General features: G+C 39.6%; 12 protein-coding genes and 1 riboswitch. Of the genes, 6 read left to right on the top strand and 6 right to left on the bottom strand.

All coding sequences use genetic code 11. The features are described from left to right. The first annotated feature begins 150 nt into the window (after positions 1-150). On the top strand, positions 151-2,976 hold the full coding sequence (uvrA, locus tag AC2IP4_RS01720) for an excinuclease ABC subunit UvrA (RefSeq protein ID WP_486310503.1): 2,826 nt from the start codon (positions 151-153) through the stop codon (positions 2,974-2,976). 99 nt (positions 2,977-3,075) lie between these two features. Beyond that, positions 3,076-4,830, top strand: a complete 1,755-nt coding sequence (locus AC2IP4_RS01715; protein WP_130044428.1) for a PglL family O-oligosaccharyltransferase — start codon at positions 3,076-3,078, stop codon at positions 4,828-4,830. A 61-nt stretch (positions 4,831-4,891) separates the two neighbouring features. Here the strand turns inward: AC2IP4_RS01715 and AC2IP4_RS01710 are convergent, their stop codons facing one another. Beyond that, positions 4,892-6,001, bottom strand: coding sequence for a pyridoxal-phosphate-dependent aminotransferase family protein (locus AC2IP4_RS01710; RefSeq protein ID WP_486310735.1), 1,110 nt, complete (start codon positions 5,999-6,001; stop codon positions 4,892-4,894). A 215-nt stretch (positions 6,002-6,216) separates the two neighbouring features. Further along, a riboswitch (Lysine riboswitch) is annotated at positions 6,217-6,389 on the top strand. 65 nt (positions 6,390-6,454) lie between these two features. On the opposite strand from AC2IP4_RS01710, the gene lysC reads away from it, so the two are divergent. Beyond that, positions 6,455-7,807: a lysine-sensitive aspartokinase 3 gene (gene lysC / locus AC2IP4_RS01705; RefSeq protein WP_375321240.1), complete on the top strand. Its 1,353-nt coding sequence runs from the start codon at positions 6,455-6,457 to the stop codon at positions 7,805-7,807. 83 nt (positions 7,808-7,890) lie between these two features. Here the strand turns inward: lysC and metH are convergent, their stop codons facing one another. Next, entirely contained in the window at positions 7,891-11,571 is a 3,681-nt protein-coding gene (gene metH / locus AC2IP4_RS01700; RefSeq protein WP_375321241.1) for a methionine synthase, read from the bottom strand. Between the two features lie 181 nt (positions 11,572-11,752). Between metH and AC2IP4_RS01695 the strand changes: the two genes are divergently transcribed. Continuing rightward, positions 11,753-13,021 carry a cation:proton antiporter gene (locus AC2IP4_RS01695; RefSeq protein WP_375321242.1) on the top strand — a complete coding sequence of 423 codons (1,269 nt, stop codon included), beginning with the start codon at positions 11,753-11,755 and terminating at the stop codon, positions 13,019-13,021. 105 nt (positions 13,022-13,126) lie between these two features. On the opposite strand, the gene hldE is transcribed toward AC2IP4_RS01695, so the two are convergent. The 3 genes from hldE to AC2IP4_RS01680 form a co-directional block, all read right to left on the bottom strand. Next, entirely contained in the window at positions 13,127-14,557 is a 1,431-nt protein-coding gene (gene hldE / locus AC2IP4_RS01690; protein ID WP_375321243.1) for a bifunctional D-glycero-beta-D-manno-heptose-7-phosphate kinase/D-glycero-beta-D-manno-heptose 1-phosphate adenylyltransferase HldE, read from the bottom strand. A 141-nt stretch (positions 14,558-14,698) separates the two neighbouring features. Further along, positions 14,699-17,560: a bifunctional [glutamate--ammonia ligase]-adenylyl-L-tyrosine phosphorylase/[glutamate--ammonia-ligase] adenylyltransferase gene (glnE, locus tag AC2IP4_RS01685; RefSeq protein ID WP_486310502.1), complete on the bottom strand. Its 2,862-nt coding sequence runs from the start codon at positions 17,558-17,560 to the stop codon at positions 14,699-14,701. Between the two features lie 132 nt (positions 17,561-17,692). Then, on the bottom strand, positions 17,693-19,294 hold the full coding sequence (locus tag AC2IP4_RS01680; protein WP_375321245.1) for a methyl-accepting chemotaxis protein: 1,602 nt from the start codon (positions 19,292-19,294) through the stop codon (positions 17,693-17,695). Between the two features lie 121 nt (positions 19,295-19,415). Between AC2IP4_RS01680 and AC2IP4_RS01675 the strand changes: the two genes are divergently transcribed. Further along, positions 19,416-20,177 carry an ion transporter gene (locus AC2IP4_RS01675; protein ID WP_375321246.1) on the top strand — a complete coding sequence of 254 codons (762 nt, stop codon included), beginning with the start codon at positions 19,416-19,418 and terminating at the stop codon, positions 20,175-20,177. 45 nt (positions 20,178-20,222) lie between these two features. Here AC2IP4_RS01675 and AC2IP4_RS01670 read toward each other — a convergent pair whose 3' ends face one another. Further along, positions 20,223-21,740, bottom strand: a complete 1,518-nt coding sequence (locus tag AC2IP4_RS01670; protein ID WP_375321247.1) for a CYTH and CHAD domain-containing protein — start codon at positions 21,738-21,740, stop codon at positions 20,223-20,225. 185 nt (positions 21,741-21,925) lie between these two features. Between AC2IP4_RS01670 and AC2IP4_RS01665 the strand changes: the two genes are divergently transcribed. Beyond that, positions 21,926-22,606 (top strand): TIGR00153 family protein, encoded by a 681-nt coding sequence (locus AC2IP4_RS01665; protein WP_375321248.1) that lies wholly within the window; start codon positions 21,926-21,928, stop codon positions 22,604-22,606. Positions 22,607-22,627: the final 21 nt, after the last annotated feature.

Raw genomic sequence — 22,627 nt, 5'->3', positions numbered from 1 at the left:
GCCTTGTGATACATATCAAGGCGTTTTCATTTCCCCCATACTATCTCCAATTTAATAAAACCACTGTTTTTTTACCCAGTACCTCTTTGTTGTTTTGATACTCTGTGCAATACTTATCCTAGTTATTCTTTAAAGCAGAGAGACATTTCCATGGATAAAATTGAAGTTAGAGGGGCAAGAACCCATAACCTAAAAGACATTAGTTTAACTATCCCAAGAGATAAGCTAACCGTTATTACAGGGTTATCTGGTTCAGGAAAATCCTCTTTGGCCTTTGATACTTTGTATGCAGAAGGTCAGCGACGCTATGTAGAGTCTTTATCTGCATACGCTCGTCAGTTCTTATCATTAATGGAAAAGCCAGATGTTGACCACATTGAAGGCCTATCTCCTGCTATTTCTATCGAACAAAAATCAACATCTCATAACCCTCGCTCTACTGTTGGTACGATTACTGAGATTTATGATTATTTACGTCTTTTGTATGCTCGTATTGGTGAACCTCGCTGTCCTGAACATCATGTCGAACTAACCGCACAAACAATCAGTCAAATGGTTGATAAAGCGTTAGAGTTGCCAGAAGGCACAAAACTCATGCTATTGGCTCCAATTGTGAAAGAGCGTAAAGGTGAGCATGTTAAAACCTTAGAAAATTTAGCTGCCCAAGGGTTTATTCGTGCTCGTATTGATGGTGAAGTGTGTGATCTCTCCGATCCACCAACATTAGAACTTCATAAAAAGCACACTATTGAAGTGGTTGTTGATCGCTTTAAAGTTCGAGATGATTTAAAACAACGTCTTGCCGAATCTTTTGAAACCGCACTAGAACTCACTGGTGGTATTGCTGTTGTTGATTATATGGATGACACCGATCATGAGCCTCTAATTTTTTCTGCCAATTTTGCGTGTCCACATTGTGGTTACAGCATGTCTGAACTTGAACCTCGCCTGTTTTCATTCAACAACCCAGCAGGTGCCTGTGGTACTTGTGATGGCTTAGGGGTTCAACAGTATTTTGATGCTGATCGTATTGTTTTAGATAATAAGCTCAGTATTGCTGAAGGGGCGATTAAAGGTTGGGATCAAAAAAACTATTATTACTTTCAAATGTTAGGTTCATTAGCCAAGCACTATGGATTTGATCTTTTTGTGCCATTTAAATCATTATCAAAGAAATTTCAAAATATCATTCTTAATGGTTCAGGAACGGAAGAAGTTGAGTTCCAATACAGCAATGACCGCGGCGATCTACGCGTTAAGCGTCACCCTTTTGAAGGAATATTAAATACGCTTGACCGTCGCTACAAAGAAACAGAATCAAGCTCTGTGCGTGATGATCTATCAAAGTATATTTCAACTCAATCATGCTCAAGCTGTCACGGTACTCGCTTACGTTTAGAAGCTCGTAGCGTATTTGTTGGTGATACAACATTACCTGAAATCTGTGAGATGAGTATTCAAGATTCAATGGCCTTTTTTAGTACATTGGAACTAAAAGGACAAAAAGCTCAAATAGCAGATAAAGTAATGAAGGAGATTAATGAACGGCTGCATTTCCTTATCAATGTTGGCTTAAATTATCTTAATTTATCACGCAGTGCTGATACTCTTTCTGGTGGCGAGGCTCAACGTATTCGTCTGGCAAGTCAAATAGGTGCCGGGTTAGTTGGTGTTATGTACGTTCTTGATGAGCCTTCCATTGGTCTTCATCAACGAGATAATGAACGCCTATTGAAAACCCTTAACCACCTTCGTGATCTTGGTAATACCGTTATTGTTGTTGAACATGATGAGGATGCGATAAGAAGTGCCGATCATATTATTGATATTGGCCCTGGGGCAGGAATTCATGGAGGTCATATTGTTGCAGAAGGTAGCTATCAAGATATTATTTCAAATCCAGATTCGCTAACAGGTCAATACTTAAGTGGTGCTAAAGAAATCGCGGTGCCTAAAGAGCGCATCAAAGCCGATCCGAAAAAGCAGGTTGAGTTAATTGGCGCGACAGGCAACAACCTAAAAAACGTGACATTAAGATTACCTGTCGGTCTTTTTACTTGTGTAACAGGGGTTTCTGGTTCAGGTAAATCTACACTGATTAACGATACGTTCTTTAAAATTGCTCATACCCAATTAAACGGAGCCACCACGTCAGAACCAGCACCCTATAAGAAGATCAAAGGGATCGAACATTTTGATAAAGTTATCGACATAGATCAAAGCCCAATAGGCCGAACACCTCGCTCAAACCCTGCGACTTATACCGGAATTTTCACACCAATTCGTGAGCTGTTTTCTGGTACGCCCGAATCTCGCTCTCGTGGTTATAAACCAGGTCGCTTTAGCTTTAACGTTCGCGGCGGTCGCTGTGAAGCGTGCCAAGGTGATGGTGTAATCAAAGTAGAAATGCATTTCTTACCTGATGTTTATGTGCCATGTGATGTATGTACTGGTAAACGATATAATCGCGAAACACTAGAAGTAAAATACAAAGGCAAGAGTATTGATGAAGTTCTTCAAATGACGATTGAAGATGCTCACTCTTTCTTTGAACCAGTACCTGTTATCGCTAGAAAACTACAAACCTTAATGGATGTAGGACTGTCTTATATTCGTTTAGGGCAAGCTGCGACGACACTATCTGGTGGTGAAGCTCAACGGGTTAAACTAGCTCGTGAACTATCAAAACGAGACACCGGGAAAACGCTTTATATTCTAGATGAGCCGACAACAGGTCTGCATTTTCATGATATTCAGCAACTATTGAACGTCTTGCATCGTTTACGTGAGCGAGGTAATACCATTGTCGTGATCGAACATAACCTTGATGTTGTTAAAACCGCAGACTGGATTATCGACTTGGGCCCAGAAGGTGGACAAGGAGGCGGAGAGATCATCGCAGAGGGAACACCAGAAGATGTTGCATTAATTGAGGGCTCTCATACGGCACGCTTCTTAAAACCAATGCTAAAGTAATAAAATTAAGCCTTTTATTGCTTGGATCAGATAGAATAAAGCCAGCATTTTGTTGGCTTTACTTTTATTCTCATGCTCGTAATAAGGAATTAATGAAACATGGCAACGCTACTCACTCAAGGAACATTATTAGAAGCTAGAAAGATTAAAAAACCATTAACTAAATCCTATCTATTCAGCTTAAGTGTTCTTTTCTTTGTTTGTGCTCATTTTTTCCAACCTAACCCAGGAGGTTCAGGGCTACACCTAGCATTCAATGCCGCCTCTTGGATCCCTGCAAGTATTGCAATCGCAATTGCCTTATTTCATACAGCAAAACAGGGACTAATTAAATATTCCACCTTAACTCTGGTTTTATTGTTCGCCGTTAGCTTACTTTCCCTTCCTCTGTTCTATCACGACGCCTCTCCTCAATTAGCTTTAGGAAAGTTTTTAGGTTTATGGGCTGGGTTACTTTTCTTCATTACTCTGCAACAATTCGCCTTTTCAAATAAACAGAAGCAGTGGCTCTTGTGGTGTATTATCGGTTCAGTGTTAATCGAAGCAGTTTTTGGCTATATCCAATACCTTTTTCTAAAGGAAGGGAACAGCTTCGGTTATAACGTTATAGCAAATCGCCCTTACGGTATTTTTCAACAACCCAATGTAATGGCAAGTTTTCTAGCGACAGGGCTCGCTATCGCCTCTTACTTCCTTGCTCGACAACCAATTAAATACCGTGAAAATGTTATTGCACTCACTCTACTTTATGCAACGATCTTATTTACCTTACCACTGATCGTCGTATTAGCGTCTCGTACAGGTTGGCTAGCGACGGTTTTCAGCCTTATTTTATTAACGCCATACATGTGGAAATATTGTACAAAACAACGTTTCTTTTCTTGGGTATTAGCCTTAATTATTGGTTTTAGTGGTAGCTTTGTTTTATTTAACTTATCTCAAGATAATTTATCTAAAGTATCATTAATTAGTCAAAAAGCGGATCTAGAAAGTCCAAGACGATATACCTTTCCACAAGCTCTAGACATGTTTTTAGAAAAGCCGATTACCGGTTATGGTTATGGTAATTTCGAGGCTGATTACACCCTATATACAGCAAAACAACACCAAATTTCATCAAGCTATAAACCTGGGTTGCCTTCAATGGATCATCCTCACAATGAAGTATTATACTGGGGCGTAGAAGGTGGTATCGTTGCAATATTAGGTTTGTTAATTGCCGCGGGAGGAGTGTTACTCAAAATACGAAAAAGCAAACTAGATACACAATTTGCTTTGCTCGCTTTAATTGCTCCGATCTTTATTCATAGTCAATTAGAGTATCCATTTTACCACTCTATGCTGCACTGGTTTACATTCATCATTCTTCTGTTCTGGATAGATCAACTAAGCTGTAAATATAAAAAGTACCGCATTAGTGATATCAGTAAAATAACATTACGAGTCAGCTCATTAGTACTGCCAATTGTCACTGCTTTTTATATGCTTTCAACACTTCACACGAATTGGGTTTTAACTAAATTTGAAACGACTCGACCAATGAACCCTGATATTTTAAATCAAGTAACTAATCCTGTGATTTGGGAAGACAGATTTAATTGGGATGTGTTATCTGCTCAACTATCCATTGGGATAATGAATAAAAAACCAGAACTGATCACGCCTTATATTACTTGGTCAAAAGAACTGATTAAAACCAAGCCAAGACCAGCCTTTTATCAAAACCTAATCATTGCTTATCAAGCTTTAGGCGAAGAAAAAAGAGCAGAAGATATTAGAAGAGAAGCCATTTTTCTCTTTCCAAATAACAAATTTGAATTGGTACAACTCGACGAAAAGTTACGTCAAAAATAAAATCATAAATAAAGACACAGTAAAAAGCCGCTACGTTTTTAGCGGCTTTTGTATTTGTAACCTAAAGAACGTCAGATAATGCTTTTAAACATAATGCGACATTTTCTTTTTTAGCTGCATACCCCATCAAACCAATACGCCAAGTCTTTCCGGCTAAATCGCCCAGCCCTGCGCCAATTTCTAAATTATACTCATTCAGTAATCGACTTCTAACTTCTACATCGCTAACATCTTCTGGAATATAAACGGCATTAAGCTGTGGTAAACGATACGCTTCATCAACCATAAACTGAATACCTAGCGATTCTAATCCTTCTTTTAATTCTTGATGATAAAATGCATGTCGACTCCACGCGGCTTCTAATCCTTCATTTTTAAGCATCAATAATGATTCGTGCAATGCATACAAACTATTTACAGGCGCAGTATGGTGATAACTTCGTTTTCCTTCACCACTCCAATAAGACAGGACTAAGCTTTGATCTAAGAACCAGCTTTGCACAGCTTTAGTTCTTGATTTCATCTTATCGACCGCTCGCTTAGAAAACGTCACAGGTGATAAACCAGGAGTACAAGATAAACATTTTTGAGAGCCAGAATAAACCGCATCTAATTGCCATTTATCAACGAATAATGGTACACCACCCAACGACGTTACTGCATCAACAATAGTTAAGCAGCCATGTTGACGCGCAAGAGTTGAAATGGATTCTGCATCACTTAATACACCGGTTGATGTCTCTGCATGCACAAAAGCGACGATCTTAATATCTGCATGTTGCAGTAAAGCCTCTTCAACTTTATTTAGTGAAACTGGCTCACCCCATTTATCATCGATAACAATCGCAGTTCCACCACATCGCTCAACATTCTGACGCATACGCTCGCCAAAAACACCATTACGGCAGACTAAAACTTTTTCGCCTTCTTCCACGAGATTAACAAAACAAGTTTCCATTCCTGCACTTCCTGGTGCAGAAACCGCAATGGTAAACTCATTTTCTGTTTGAAATGCATACTTAAGTAGCTCTTTTACTTCATCCATCATTTTAATGAATAGAGGATCTAAGTGGCCAATCGTTGGGCGACTTAATGCCTGCAATACTTGTGGCGATATATCAGAAGGTCCAGGTCCCATAAGGGTTCTTTTTGGCGGGATAAAACTTTGCATCATTCACTCCTTGAAATATAGGGTGTTTAAAGAATAGACACAATAATAATTAAACTCAATTAGACGAAGTAATTAGAGTGACTTAACTATAGAAAATAGCCATAAAACACTTATATTTACTTTAAATCGGAGAAATGCAAATAAAGTCATTACTATTGATTGACATTTGTTTCATAAAAAAGCACATTGTTAACATATGTTTTGTTATATAAAACGTACACAGAAGAGGAGCACTGCCTAGGTAGCTTTATTTGTGGAGCCCAAACTCCCAAACAAATAAGTGAGGGAGAGCAGTGCCGAGATAATCTTGATTGGGAAAAGATTATCGATCGTACTGGCTGAATCCTTACGATTGCCACTTAATTTTAAGTGGAGAGCTTCTAGCAGCTATTTATTTTTTGCTATGACTCTTCACATTTATTTCCACATTGGATGTAGTCGGGAGACAGGAAAGTGAACTCTATAAATGTTGCTAAATTTGGCGGTACAAGTGTTGCAAATTTTGAAGCAATGAGCCGCAGCGCTTATGTCATAGAACAGAACCAAAATACTCACCTTGTCGTTATCAGTGCTTGCTCCGGAGTCACTAATCTTTTAGTTGAACTCGCAAACGGCACACAAGATAACAAAAGAAAAAAAGCAATCCTTTCTGAACTCAAGTCCATACATTTTTCAGTATTAGACCAACTTTCCGATCCAATTTACCCTGAAAAAGCCATTCTTGAAATTCTTGATGATATAGAAAAAGCGGCTGACGCTGCGACTTTCCAACCTAGCGATAAACTTACTGACCACCTTGTCGCGTGTGGTGAGTTAATGTCTACCCACCTTTTTACTCAACTATTGATTGAACGTGGAAATTCTGCGGTTCGCTTTGATATTCGAACCGTACTACGCACCGATTCCAAGTTTGGTAAAGGTGAACCTCAACTTGAAGAAATTACTCGTTTAGCTAGAGAAAAACTGATACCTCTATGCCAAAAACATATCGTTGTAACACAGGGCTTTGTTGGCTCAGATAGCCAAGGGAATACAACAACATTAGGTCGAGGAGGCAGTGATTACAGTGCCGCTTTGATTGCAGAATCAGTGAATGCGTGTGGATTAGAGATTTGGACCGATGTTCCGGGTATTTATACAACCGATCCACGCATTGCCTCTGCTGCCTCACCAATCCCTGAAATCAGTTTCAGCGAAGCCTCTGAAATGGCAAATTATGGGGCTAAAATATTGCATCCATCAACCCTATTGCCAGCACTTCGCCATCAAATTCCGGTATTTGTTGGTTCATCAAAAGAACCAGAAAAAGGCGGCACATGGATTAAACAACAGGTAAATAGTGCGCCTTTATTTAGAGCACTAACCTTGCGTTGTAATCAAACGATGGTGACGTTGCATAGTCCAAACATGTTCCATGCTTACGGTTTCCTTGCCGAAGTGTTTAAAATTTTGGCAAAATACCAAATATCTGTAGATTTAATTACAACTTCTGAAGTCAGTGTTGCATTAACATTGGATCAAACAAATACCAACGGAAAAGCGCCTGAATTGCCAGCAGAAGCACAGCAAGAACTTGAAGAACTCTGCACAATAGAAATAGAACACAATTTATGCTTAGTTGCCCTCATTGGTAATCAAATGAGTCACTCTAAAGGCTCAGCTAAACAAGTATTCGGTACTTTAGAGGATTTCAATTTACGTATGATTTGTTATGGTGCAAGTCAGCATAACCTCTGCTTCTTACTGCATGAGTCAGAGTCAAAACAAGCTGTAAAAGTGCTACATAAAGAGCTCTTTGAAAAATAAGCCTACACTTTAAGCTAATCTAAAAAAGCCCATTCGTTACTGGTGAATGGGCTTTTTGTTTTAATGTGCTTTATTTAAGAAGACTAGTTTAAGTTTGGACCTAACCATTTTTCAGTCTCTAGCATGTTCCAGCCTTTTCTCTCAGCATAACTCTCTGCTTGATCTTTTTGGATCTGAGCTATCGCAAAATAGCGAGAATCAGGATGAGAGAAATACATACCAGAAACAGAGGCTCCCGGCCACATAGCGTAGCTAGAAGTCAACGACATTCCTATTGCTTCTTCAACATCCATCAACTCCCACAATGTCCCTTTTTCTGTATGCTCAGGACAAGCAGGGTATCCAGGTGCAGGACGAATACCTTGATACTTTTCACGGATAAGATCATCATTTGAAAGGTCTTCATCTGGAGAATAGCCCCAAATATCTTTACGTACTTCTTTATGCAAATACTCGGCAAACGCTTCAGCTAAACGGTCAGCAACGGCTTGGATCATAATGGCATTATAATCATCACCTTTGGCTTTATAGTCATCTGCAAGCTCTCGTTCACCAATGCCACCAGTCACAGCAAAGCCACCAATCCAATCGGCCTTTCCGCTCTTTTTCGGTGCAATATAATCAGATAAACAATAGTTAAACCCTTTTGGCTTTTCTGTTTGTTGACGTAAATTATGTAGCACTTTCAATACCTCAGTGCGAGATTCATCGGTATACACTTCAATATCATCATCAACACTGTTAGCAGGAAAAAGAGCACACATTCCTCGCGCTTTTAGTAAGCCTTCTTTTTCTACACGATCCAACAGATCGTTCGCGTCTTTATATAAACGCTTCGCTTCTTCACCCACCTCTTCATGCTCTAAAATTGCAGGGTATTTGCCCATTAAAGACCATGTCATAAAGAAAGGAGTCCAATCAATATATTCGCGTAACGTCGCAACATCCATATCATCAATAATATGTACACCCGGCTTTACAGGTACTGGAGGCGTGTAGTTTACCCAATCAATATCGACTTTGTTTGCTCGTGCTCTTGCTAGTGAAACGGGTTTTGTTCGTGGTGTTTTACGGCTATGTTGATCACGCACACGCTCGTAATCTAAATCCAACTTCTCAATAAATGCTGGTTTCAATTCATCAGACAGTAACGAGGTACAAACACCAACCGCACGAGAAGCGTTATTAACATAAACTACAGGTTGAGAGTAGTTTTGCTCAATTTTCACCGCTGTATGTGCTTTAGACGTCGTTGCCCCACCAATCAAAAGTGGTAAATCAAATCCTTGACGTTCCATCTCTTTAGCGACATGGACCATCTCATCAAGCGATGGCGTAATAAGGCCAGAAAGTCCGATAATATCGACATTTTCTTCTTTCGCTACTTTTAGAATTTTCTCACAAGAAACCATCACGCCAAGATCTATGATTTCATAGTTATTACATTGAAGAACTACCCCTACGATATTCTTGCCGATATCATGAACATCACCTTTCACTGTTGCTAATAAGATTTTGCCATTGGTTGAACCAACATCTTTAGTGGCATTAATAAAGGGTTCTAAATGCGCTACGGCTTGTTTCATTACTCGTGCTGATTTTACGACTTGAGGAAGAAACATTTTCCCTTCACCAAATAAATCACCCACGACGTTCATGCCGTCCATTAAAGGACCTTCGATCACTTCAATAGGGCGAGCTGCATTGACTCGTGCTTCTTCTGTATCTTCAACAATGAAGTCAGTAATTCCCTTCACTAAAGAATGTTCAAGGCGTTTTTCTACTGACCATGTTCTCCATTCTAAAGCCGATTTATCTTCAACCTTTCCAACCGCTCGTTCTAGATATTCTGTTGCCATATCAAGTAAGCGTTCTGTTGAATCATCACGACGGTTAAGTACGACATCTTCTACCGCTTCACGTAAATCTTCAGGTACATTATCGTAAATTTCTAATTGGCCTGCATTTACGATACCCATATCCATACCGTTCTTAAAACAGTGATATAAGAACACGGCGTGAATCGCTTCACGTACGTAATTATTACCTCGGAATGAGAATGATACGTTAGATACGCCACCTGAAATCATGGCATAGGGAAGCGTTCTTTTTATATCAGCAACGGCTTCAATAAAATCAACAGCGTAGTTGTTATGCTCATCGATCCCCGTTGCAACAGCAAAGATGTTTGGGTCAAAAATAATGTCTTCTGGTGGAAAACCAATTTCATCCACTAAGATGTTATAAGCGTTAGTACATATTTCTATTTTTCGCTCACGCGTATCCGCTTGGCCGACTTCATCAAAAGCCATCACAATCACAGCAGCACCATAGCGACGGATTAGCTTAGCTTGTTGTAAGAATTTTTCTTTACCTTCTTTAAGCGATATTGAGTTAACAATACCCTTGCCTTGAATGCATTTAAGTCCAGCTTCGATAACTTCCCATTTAGAAGAATCGACCATTACAGGAACTTTAGATATCTCAGGTTCTGAAGCACATAGGTTTAAGAATTTAACCATACACGCTTCAGCATCAAGCATGCCTTCATCCATGTTGATATCGATGATTTGAGCGCCGTTTTCTACTTGCTCACGAGCAACACTCAATGCTTCATCATATAACTCTTCTTTAATTAAACGTTTAAAGCGAGCCGAGCCAGTAACATTGGTTCTTTCACCAACGTTTACAAAAAGAGAGTCTTTCTCAATCGTTAATGGCTCTAGACCTGATAAGCGACAAGCAACTGGAAGGATTGGTAATTGACGAGGCTTAACACCTTCAACCACTTGTGCCATTTGGCGGATATGTTCAGGGGTCGTGCCACAACAGCCACCGATCAAATTTAAGAAACCACTTTCTGCCCACTCTTTTACGTGCTCAGCCATTTCTTCTGGAGATAGGTCATATTCACCAAAGGCGTTAGGTAAACCGGCGTTAGGGTGCGCAGACACGCTGCATTCTGAAATACGAGATAGCTCACTTACATACTCACGTAACTCATCAGGTCCCAACGCACAGTTCAAACCAAATGAGATTGGTTTAACATGACGTAATGCGTTATAGAAAGCTTCGGTTGTTTGTCCTGATAAGGTACGTCCTGATGCATCGGTTATCGTACCGGAGATCATTACAGGTAATGTTATACCCATTTTTTCAAAAACAGATTCGACAGCAAAAGAACAGGCTTTTGCATTCAAGGTATCAAAGATAGTCTCGATAAGAATTAAATCAGAACCACCTTTAATTAAGGCACGAGTTGATTCTGAGTAGGCTTCGACTAATTCATCGAAAGAGACATTTCGATAACCAGGGTCATTCACATCTGGGGAAATAGAACACGTTCGGTTCGTCGGGCCTAAAACACCAGCAACATAACGCGGTTTATGAGGCGTTTTTAATGTCCACTCATCTGCGACTTCTCTTGCTAATCGTGCCGCTTCAAAGTTCATTTCTTCACTCAGGCTTTCCATGTCATAGTCAGCCATTGCGATCGTTGTCGAGTTAAAGGTGTTCGTTTCTAAAATATCAGCACCCGCTTCTAAATAAGCAGAATGAATATCCCTGATAATTTGAGGACGAGAAAGCACTAAAAGGTCATTGTTACCTTTTAAATCACAATGCCAATCACTAAAGCGCTCTCCACGATAATCTTGCTCTTCAAACTTATACTCTTGGATCATGGTACCCATACCACCATCTATCAAAAGTATACGTTCTAAAAGTTGTTTTTCTATTTGAGTTTTCTTATTGCTTCCTGCCACGGTACAGCCTCATCCATAATACTTTTCTGTTACAATCCTATCACACATCTAATAGAAATCTAGACGTCTAAAATGGTTTTATTTTCACAAATTAGAAATAAAGTTTGATATTTATCAATTTGAGTGGAAAATGACCTCTATCACATTTTGTTACACAAATAACATATATAGAGGTTAAACAATGTCCGTATATAACACACTCTGTTTTCTTGCAGCAGCTGCTATGTTAATCGCATTTTTTAATAGCAAAATAGGGAAAATGCAAACAACCATAGCAATCACTGCAGGTTCAATGATGCTATCACTAGTGATCATTGTTGCGGGTCATAATGGTTGGTTTAATCTTAGAGAGATTGCGACTGAAACGCTAACAGACATAAATTTCGAAGATTTTCTCTTAAAAGGAATATTAGGTTTCTTATTGTTTGCAGGTGGTTTAGGAATTAAATTACAAAACCTCAAAGACCAAAAGTGGGAAATTACCGTATTGGCTTTAGGAGCAACTCTATTCTCTACTTTCTTTATAGGCTTTGTCCTATGGGGAATATGTAACCTAATTGGTATTAATTTCGATTTAATCTACTGCCTATTATTTGGTGCTCTTATCTCGCCAACCGATCCAATTGCAGTTCTCGCTATTGTAAAGAAACTCAATGCACCACAGCGTATCTCGACTCAAATTGAAGGTGAATCTCTATTCAATGATGGTTTTGGTTTGGTCATTTTTGTCACTCTATTTACGATTGCTTTTGGTTCAGAAACACCAACAGTAGGCAGTGTTAGCACCCTCTTTTTACAAGAAGCTATCGGTGGCATCATTTATGGTTTAGTTTTAGGCCTAATTTTCCATTACTTAATCAGCTCAACCAATGACCACTCAATGGAGTTACTATTAACGATAGGTATTCCAACCTCTGGTTATGCATTTGCTGAAACCCTTCATGTTTCAGGCCCATTAGCGATGGTGGTATCGGGAATCATGATTGGTAACTGGACTCGCTATATTGGCTTTTCAAAAGAGAGTGAAGATCATTTAGATCACTTCTGGGAATTAGTTGATGAGTTTTTAAATGGCGTGTTATTTCTTCTTATTGGTATGTCTATGCTGCTGTTCCAGTTCCACCAAGAAGATTGGATCTTAATGGCAATATCTATTCCATTGGTACTAGCAAGTCGCTATTTAAGTGTTTTCATTTCATACATTGGTTTTAAGCGTTTCAGAACCTATAACCCACTATCAGTTAATATTTTAACGTGGGGCGGTCTTCGTGGAGGCTTAGCTCTGGCAATGGCTTTGGCGATTCCATCTGGTATTTTAGTTATCCCAGATAAAAATATTGATGTACGAGAGCTAATCCTTGTTATGACTTACTCTGTCGTTGTTTTCTCTATTCTTGTTCAAGGCTCAACGATCACAAAAATGATTGAGAAAGCAAAAAAACTAGAATAATACTTCGTTAAATTATCGTAAACCTTCTAAAAAGAAAGCCCCATTATCCAAATAGATAATGGGGCTTTTACTTTAAAGAACTAACGATTTACGAGTAGAGAAAAATTAACCTCTACTACCTTTAATCGCTTCAATGATGCCGGTTGTTGAACAACCATCTTCAAAATTTAATACTTTAACTTCACCACCCGCGGCAATAACTTCTGCACCACCCGCGATATCTTCAATCACATAATCACCACCTTTTACTAGCGTGGTTGGCAATACTTCTGAGATTAAGCGCTGTGGTGTATCTTCAGAGAAAGGGACTACCCAATCAACTGCACCTAAACCCGCTAATACCGCCATACGACGATCCGTTGGATTGATTGGACGACCAGGACCTTTTAAGCGCTGTACTGATTCATTCGTATTTACGGCAACAATTAGGCGGTCACCCAACTCAGCTGCGTGATTTAGGTAAGAAACATGACCTGCGTGAAGAATGTCAAAACAGCCGTTAGTCATTACGATTTTCTCACCACGCTCACGCGCTTGTTTCACCGCACTGATTAGCTGCTCTTCACCGATAATACCAAAACCAGAGTCTTGGCTACCGTGAATCGCTTCAGCTAATTCAATCGTTGATAGCGTTGATGTACCCAGCTTACCAACTACAACACCTGCTGCTGCATTAGCTAATGCACACGCTTCATCAAGCGGTTTACCTGTTGATACGGATGCTGCCAATACAGAGATAACCGTATCACCGGCCCCAGTTACGTCAAATACTTCACGAGCAAGTGTTGGTAAGTGCAGTGGTTCCATATCGCGACGAAGCAATGTCATGCCATGTTCACTACGAGTAACAAGCAAAGCTTCAAAATCAAATTCTTCAATGATTTGTTGGCCTTTCACTACCAAGTCATCTTCATCTTTTACTTTGCCAACAACCGTTTCAAACTCAAGCATGTTTGGTGTTAATAACGTAGCACCACGGTAACGCTCAAAATCCGCACCTTTAGGATCAATGAATACAGGAACATTTACTTTTCGAGCTTCTTGAATCATTAATTGTACGTGCTCTAGTGCGCCCTTTGCGTAATCCGATAATACAACGGCTTTTACTTTTGATAAGGTAGCTTGCATACGGCTGATCAATGGTTCAACGGGTACATCATGAAAGCTCTCTTCAAAATCAAGACGAATAAGCTGTTGGCCACGGCTCATCACTCGTAATTTAGTAATCGTTGGAAACTCAGGAAGAGTAACAAAATCACAATGTACTTTTAATGACGCTAATGTTGCCTCTAGCGCTTTTGCTGGTTCATCATCACCCACTAAACCAACAAGGTGAGCATCTCCACCTAATGCAGCAATATTCATCGCAACGTTGGCTGCACCACCAGGACGCTCTTCAATATTATTAACCTTAACTACCGGAACTGGAGCTTCAGGTGAAATACGAGTCGTTGGGCCACCCCAATAGCGGTCAAGCATTACATCACCAATGATCAATACACCAGATTGTTCATAGTTAGGAAGTGTCGGTTTCATTCTTTTCTCCGGGCAATAAACAGCAAACTATCCACCATTATCGGTTCAAGCTGTTTATAAAAAAGTCATCTGTTATAAATGGTAGCATTTACGCAAGTTCTGCGCCAACTTAGTAATAATAAACGAAGAGTTAAGTAATTCTTACTCAACAAACCAGCTATTCCAAGCACTTACTACCGTTTCTCTTTCTTGACTAAAGCTATTTTCATCAACATCAGCATCAAAGCCTAATAAATTGCGATGATGTATTTCATTTCGCATTACACAATAAGCATGAATCAACAACTGAGATAGTTCTTCATCCATTACTCCTTGCTGTGCAAAACTTTCAAAAATACGCACATTATCAGACCAACGGGTTAACTTAGGGGCTTGATGACTGTGGTTTAACACTAAATATTGTGCTAAAAACTCAATATCAGTAATACCACCAATATCTTGTTTAAGCATAAAACGTCCCGCTTTCTTTCCACCTAAATGATCTCGCATCTTTTCTCGCATTTCTGCGACATCTTTCTGAAGCGTTTTTTCATCTCGAGTTAAACAAAGTATCTCATGTCGCGTTTTATTAAACGCCTCTTGTAATAAACGGTCACCATAAATCATTCGAGCACGGACTAACGCTTGATGCTCCCACGTCCATGCGTCATCTCGTTGGTATTCATCAAATGCTTCACTCGTACTTACCAATAAACCCGATGCCCCCGATGGGCGTAAACGGGTATCAACTTCATACAAAATACCTGAAGGCGTTCGCACTGAGAATATATGAATAATGCGTTGTGCTAAGCGTAAATAAAACTGCCTACCATCAATTTCTTTTTTACCATTAGTATATGTGTTTGTATCGCAATCGTGCATAAAGACAATATCAAGATCAGAATTATAGCCCAACTCCCATCCACCAACTTTACCGTAACCAATAACCGCAAAACCTTTACTGTCTCTTCCTTCAAGATGTGTCGGTTCACCAAACTTTTCTGTGACTTGCAACCAAGCTTGATTTACTACCGCTTCAACGATAGCTTCTGATAAATACGTTAAGTGATCACTTACTTTCATAAGCGATAACCCACCAGCGATATCCGAGGCTGCAATTCTTAGCAAACACACTTGCTTAAACTGACGCAATGCCTCCATTTGCTGCTCCATGTCATCTTCAGGAATACGAGCAAGGAACTCATGTAGCTCTACTTTATACTGACTTAATTCAATAGGGTTATAGAGTTGGTTTATATCCAATAGTTCATCAAGAAGAATTGGGTAACGAGTTAACTGTTCTGCAACCATTGGACTTGCTGCACACAGGCGAACCAGATGGTGTAATGCTCCGCTATGCTCATCAAGGAGTTCTAGGTAAGTCGTTCGAGTTGCAATCGCTTGAATAAGTTTGGTAATACGAGGTAAGGTATCACTAACATCTTCTCGACTGATCACCACACTAAACAACTTCGGCATCAGATTAGTAATCGCTTCTCGACCTCTTGGACCAAGGGTTTTCTTTTTCAACTCGCCTTTAAACTCAATAATATGTTGAGTTAACGATTCTGCTTGTTCAGGATTGAGCTCTTGCAATATATGCTCTAACACTTCTTGATTATGAGCCATATCCCATAACTCAATATACGCTTTATCAACACTACTCTCTGACTCTTCTTCTTCATGACCAATCAAGTCTTCAAATACGGCATGAATCGTATTCATATGGTGCTCTATTTCAGAGTACAACTCAGGCCAATCTTGCATTCCCATAGCAAAAGCAAGGCGAATTTGGTCGCGCTCATCCATTGGTAATGTTTGAGTTTGTTGATCTCCAATCGCTTGTAATAAGTTCTCTAAGCGACGTAAAAAGCAATACCCTTTAGTAAGATCATCAACCTCTTGAACAGACAATTGCCCTAATTCTTTAATCGCAATTAATGTCTCTAATAAGCCTCGACCTCGTAAAGAAGGTTCTCTGCCACCGCGAATTAACTGGAATACTTGAGCAATAAACTCAACTTCTCGAATACCACCAGCCCCAAGCTTTATATTGTCATGTAAACCACGGCGGCGAACCTCTGTTGTTATCATTGATTTCATTCGACGTAGTGCTTGAATCGCACCAAAATCAATATAACGACGGAAAACGAATGGGCGTAACATTTGACGCAATTCTTGGTAATGACTGTACGTTTCTTTTCCCATCACTCGCGCTTTAATCATCGCGTAACGTTCCCAATCACGCCCTTGTTCTTGATAATAATCTTCAAGCGCAGCGTAACTCATCACTAATGGCCCACTTTCACCAAAAGGACGCAAACGTAAATCAACTCGATAGCAGAAGCCATCAACCGTCGTTTGATCTAACGCTTTAATTAGTTTTTGACCTAAGCGTGTAAAGAATTGAGCATTCGCAATACTTCGACGAGCGCCTTCTGTCTCGCCATTTTCGGGATAAGTAAAAATTAAATCGATATCAGATGAGAAGTTCAGCTCTCCACCACCTAATTTACCCATACCAATAATGAGCATAGGCTGCTCTTCACCTTGCGCATTTCTTGGTGTTCCCCAATCAATACATGCTTGTTTATAAAGCCATTGATAAGACTCAACAATTAGCGCTTCAGCTAACAAAGAGAGATGAGAAAGACTGATTTCTAAAGACCAGTTATCGCCAGTTGACTGGGTACAAGTAAAATCGCGCCACGCTATATAAGCCATTTCACGTCGGCGGAAATAGCGTAATTCACTCATCAATCCATTTTCATCAGTATAGGATGACAATAACTCCTGTAGTCGAGAACGGTACTCCTCACTTCTGTCTACTGCTTTAAACATCGATGGAAAATACTGACACAAGAATTCATCTTTTTGGAAGCATTCGTGTAAAAAGTCACTACAGCCAAGAGCAATAAGTAATTGCTGCTGATACAGTTCAGGCCAATTTTGAACATGAGAAAGATGAATTAACTCTTGCTGACGACGCTCTGCAAGTGTTTGCAATGATGATGGCAAAGACATGATATCCCTTATCGAAATTCCTTATAATCTGCGAACAGATCTGACTTTCCATACTGTGCCAAACTTTATTATTAGCCGCAAACAAAAACGCCTACAACTGAGTGTAGGCGTCAGAAAATTAAACCCGTTACGTTAAATCTTAAATACTTTCATTTTAGCTTCTAGTTCTTCCGCATTTTTTTGCATCTCTTCAGAGGTCTCTGTCAGCTCTGTCACTACAACTACAGAAGCGTCAACCAGCTCTCGAACATTCGTCAGGTTTTGATCCATCTCTTCCGCAACGCTGCTTTGCTGCTCTGCCGCACTTGCGATTTGGAAGTTCATTTCATTAATACTACTAACTTGACTCACGATACTGTTTAACTCTGTACCTGCGTTAGTCACTAACTCAACACCTTCAGCCGCTTCAACTACGCTCTTCTCCATCAGCTCAACTGCCTGATTGGCACTATTTTGCAGTTGGGTGATCATATCTTGAATTTCAACCGTAGCCCCTTGTGTACTTTGCGCTAGGTTTCTTACTTCATCAGCTACCACGGCAAAACCACGTCCCGCATCTCCAGCTCGCGCCGCCTCTATCGCTGCATTTAATGCCAATAAGTTCGTCTGCTCTGAAATACCACGAATTGTCTCAACCACTGAGCTAATAGACATAACACGCTCTTCAACCTGATTAACCACCTCAGCAGAAGCCGCTATATCACCAGATAGCGCTTGAATTTTAACAATCGTGCCTTCCACAAACTGTTGACCAACCTTAGCCTGAACTTGAGCTTGCTCAGTACCTGCAGATGCATTACGTGCATTTTCTGCCACGTTTTGTACCGTGGAACTCATTTCACTCATCGCTGTAGCAAGTTGATCTATCTCTGCAAACTCTTCTTGGGCTGCTTCTTTTGTCCCTTCCATACTGATCGTCATAATTTCAGTTAGGTTAGATAACTCTTGAGAAGCAGTTAGTTGAGTTTCAACTACCGATTTAAGTTGTAAACGGGTTTTATTTAGCTCTCTTGCTAAATCACCAAATTCATCTTTACAGTTCATTCCAACTGGCTCAGATAAATTTTGAGCTGCAATTTCTTTCATTGATGCATTTAAGTAACGCATCTGACGTAGCATAATGCTTGAAGCACCAAGCAGAATAACCATGAAGGCAACGATCATAACAATAGTTTGCCAAATTACTTGGTAAAGGTAATCTTGGTAATATACCTCTGCGCTCTCTGATGTCTGGGAAGCTACCACCACCCAATTATGATCAGGTACTTTTACTGCAAATTCATAACGACTATGATCATTAAGAGAATACGCTTTTTGAGAAGAAAGGCTTTGAAGCTCTTCTTTTAATGAACGCCCTTCATCTAATGAAGAGGAAAGAGAAGAAAGTGACCGCACTGATTGATGGCCAAACACTTTGCCGCTATCACGATCTATCACATAAACATAATTACCTTTAGCTAATGCATTAGATTGAATGCTAACCAGTTCACGCGCTAACTCTTTACCATTTGATTTATTCGTTAAGATATTCTCAACTAACTCAGCACTAGCAACTGCAGACTCTTTGGCTTGTTCTTTTTGAATAGTAATGACTGCTTGATAAAAAGTATTCGCGTCCCATAACTGTTTTGACACCAATAGAACCGTACTAAATATCATTAAAATGACCAGCTTTGGTACTAACTTAATATCAGTGACCAGCCTTTCCCATGGCTTAAAAGCGATTGTTAACATTCTCTTCCCTCACTACCTTTCGGAATCAATTTTTTTAGTGCATGATAAAAACGTATAATTTTTATCATCATGAAAACACATATTTCTATTTTATATCGATAGACAGACATAAGTAATTAACATGAATCATAACAAAATTGACCTTAAACCCATGAGCTTAATGTCACTGATACTATCCTTTTTATCACTAATTGTGATCTCAAGCCTTCTGTTTGTTCCGTTAGAACACAATAGTAGAACAATGTTGATCACTCTCGACACCATCATCTGTGGGCTCTTTCTCTTTCAGCTTTCGATTGATTTTTTTCGTAGTAAACACAAGCTTCAATATTTAAAAGATCACTGGATAGATTTTATTGCCAGCATCCCAATCATTGAACCCGTACGTTATGCTCGTATTTTTCATATTTTACGTGTATTTCGTTTATTACGTTCCAGTCAATCCTTACTAAAGCAAATTCAATCTAATAGAAAAGAAGCAACCATTGCCTCTATTTTAATCCTAATGGTAACCCTAATATCTTTAGGTTCAGTCTTTATGCTGATGTTTGAAGGGAAAGATCCTAATGCCAACATCCATACTGCAGGCGATGCGGTATGGTGGGCCTTTGTTACTATATCCACCGTCGGATATGGCGATCACTATCCTGTGACATTCGCTGGAAAAGTATTAGCGGTATTGGTGATTATTTCTGGTGTAGGTATTTTCGGTATGATTTCAGGTTTAATAACCTCAATAATTACCGAGCCTTCAAAGATTGAGAAAAGAAAAAAAGAACAAGAAGATAGGCATCATAGAGATGAAAGATTAGAGCTACTTTTACAGCAGCAAGCTGAAATACTAAAAAAACTAGATCAGATAGACAATAAAAAAGAGAAGTAATTACTTCTCTTTATATAATTACACGTTCTTAATTTAAGCGTAAACCTATTGCCAATAAGGGGGGTATTCTAGCCCTGCTTTACGGGTTTGTTCCATCGCATGAAGTATTGAGCGCTCTTGACGGACTAACCAACGAACAAGTTGTTCTCGTTCTTCTTCGTCATTAAGTAACTGAACTCGAGTCCTTAATGGCTCTAAGCTCATCAAATCATCAATGCCTTGCAGTAAATCAAGCCAAGGTAAACGGAAGCCTTTTCGCCTCTCATTGTCATAAATAAGAGCAAAGCACGTCCCTGTCATTAAATTGCGGCGTAAACGCATTTTTTGCTTAAAGTAATCTACGGGTAATAATTGGTTTTCTGTAGAGAATGCTGAATCTAATGCTTCCCAAGTACGATCGAGTAAAGTTCCTGAATGACTATCGATAGATTCTTGCAGTATTTGACGCTTCTTATCATCTAAGAATGGCTGCCAATCTCGCGTTAAAATCCAACGACTCAAATCTAATAGCAAACCACAATAACGAGATGACATCAATAAAGACATCATTTCATCTGTCTTTGGTAACGACTCTGCACTTTCTCTTAAACTAGCAACTAAAAACTTTCTCGCATCTAGCTTTCTTAATACATTGCCTTTCTCTTCAATTAAGTAATCTAGGTGCTCTGATTCATCTAACCAATGAAGTTGCTCTTCTAGCCATTTTAATTCTTGGCGCAATAATTCACTTGCGCGTTTTGGCACCATTTCACCAAATACCAAAAATATTTGACGTAAAAAGGCGATCGCAATTCGGATCTCCTGCAAAGCAAGTAGATCTTGTGTGTCGATATAAATCTGTTCGTGATAATGCCAATGAGAAAGTGCGTATTCTAAAGAATTGATAAAACATGTTTCAACGCTATCATTAGATTCCGTTCTCACTAGCGACAAGTTTTTTACTTTATCAGCAGGAGCATTCATCGCTAAACGATACCCTTTTGCCGCTTTACTTTGGTTGCCTAGACGCATTCCACCAGAGCTACATAAATCACGAGCTAACGTAAACAAGGCATCTGTTTGACCTGATTTCAGCTCTAATTCGACTTCGCAGATTGGCGTAGTTTTATCGCCAGCAATAACTTCACCTTGGTCAAAAGCTAGCTCAATTTCACTGCCATCTGGCATGGCTACTAACCATTGCTGACGAACGAAATTAGTCGAAAATAGAGGAGCAAGCTGTTGTTGAAGATCATCTAAAGCAATATCGTTCGGCCAAGCATCTTGAGGATGTAGGTAAACGTTAGGAGTATCGGAATCATGCTCAGCATTGTACTCTGGTCGCTGGTGCAATCCTGCCACAACTCGACCAGCAGTCTTCAATGTCTGAGTTCTTTCATCGTTGAATCGACGAATACGTAAGCCTGTGTCATGCTTACGAAGATGCTGTTCGGGTGTGTCAAAATAGATGTTACCCAAGTTAAGGCAACTCTGCTCTATGACTTTCGCTCCTGATATTTTGTCTATAATAGTGTCAACAAATTCAGGAAAAACAAAAAATTTCAGTTCTATTTCAGTTTCCATAATGACCTCATAACCGTTGTCTTTCCAAGGATATGGCTTAAACTGTTCGGTATCAAGCAACAAATAATGCCAAAACCATGATCTAAAGTAGTTTTATTGATAGTGGGATTGGGTTAACATTCGCGCCTTTATGGCCATCGTCTAACAATTCACCATTAGGTACTTGTTTTATAGGTTAAGAAACCATGCCAGTAAATACTATTATGGGGTTATTCGCAAAGTCCCCAATGAAACCTCTGCAGCGTCACGTTGTTTGTGTCAATGAATGCTGCTCACTTCTTATTCCGTTTTTCGAAACGTGTGCAAAAGGTGATTGGGAAAAAGCGGGTGAACTTCGTGCACAAATTTCTCATTTAGAGAAAGAAGCGGATGTTCTAAAACGTGAAATTCGTTTAAAACTTCCTCGTGGGTTATTCATGCCTGTTGACCGTACCGACATGCTCGGTCTGTTAACTCAGCAAGATAAACTTGCAAATCTGGCTAAAGACATCGCAGGTCGCGTTGTTGGTCGCCAACTTGAAATTCCAAGCTCTATGCAGGACGCATTTTTAGCTTATGTTCAACGTTGTTTAGATGCGGCTAATCAAGCGCAAGAAGTCATCAGCGAATTAGACGAGCTATTAGAAACCGGCTTTAAGGGACGTGAAGTCACTTTGGTTGCTGAGATGATCAATAAATTAGATATCATTGAAGATGATACTGACGAATTGCAAATTCAACTGCGCCAGCAACTCATGAACATCGAACACAAGTACAATCCGATCGATGTTATGTTCCTTTATAAAATCCTTGAGTGGGTTGGTGGCATTGCCGACCAAGCACAGCGTGTTGGTTCTCGTTTAGAACTAATGCTATCTCGCTCATAAGTTTGTGATTCAGTAACAGGT

This window comes from Aliivibrio thorii (assembly GCF_057368585.1).
This window is presented reverse-complemented; position numbering and strand designations above follow the sequence as displayed.

Excerpts from the sequence above, each read along its gene's own strand:
- AC2IP4_RS01710 (WP_486310735.1), bottom strand. The coding sequence starts at position 6,001 with ATGCAAAGTTTTATCCCGCCAAAAAGAACCCTTATGGGACCTGGACCT.
- AC2IP4_RS01675 (WP_375321246.1), top strand. The coding sequence starts at position 19,416 with ATGAATCATAACAAAATTGACCTTAAACCCATGAGCTTAATGTCACTG.
- AC2IP4_RS01715 (WP_130044428.1), top strand. The coding sequence starts at position 3,076 with ATGGCAACGCTACTCACTCAAGGAACATTATTAGAAGCTAGAAAGATT.
- AC2IP4_RS01695 (WP_375321242.1), top strand. The coding sequence starts at position 11,753 with ATGTCCGTATATAACACACTCTGTTTTCTTGCAGCAGCTGCTATGTTA.
- hldE (WP_375321243.1), bottom strand. The coding sequence starts at position 14,557 with ATGAAACCGACACTTCCTAACTATGAACAATCTGGTGTATTGATCATT.
- uvrA (WP_486310503.1), top strand. The coding sequence starts at position 151 with ATGGATAAAATTGAAGTTAGAGGGGCAAGAACCCATAACCTAAAAGAC.
- AC2IP4_RS01680 (WP_375321245.1), bottom strand. The coding sequence starts at position 19,294 with ATGTTAACAATCGCTTTTAAGCCATGGGAAAGGCTGGTCACTGATATT.
- AC2IP4_RS01665 (WP_375321248.1), top strand. The coding sequence starts at position 21,926 with ATGCCAGTAAATACTATTATGGGGTTATTCGCAAAGTCCCCAATGAAA.
- glnE (WP_486310502.1), bottom strand. The coding sequence starts at position 17,560 with ATGTCTTTGCCATCATCATTGCAAACACTTGCAGAGCGTCGTCAGCAA.
- AC2IP4_RS01670 (WP_375321247.1), bottom strand. The coding sequence starts at position 21,740 with ATGGAAACTGAAATAGAACTGAAATTTTTTGTTTTTCCTGAATTTGTT.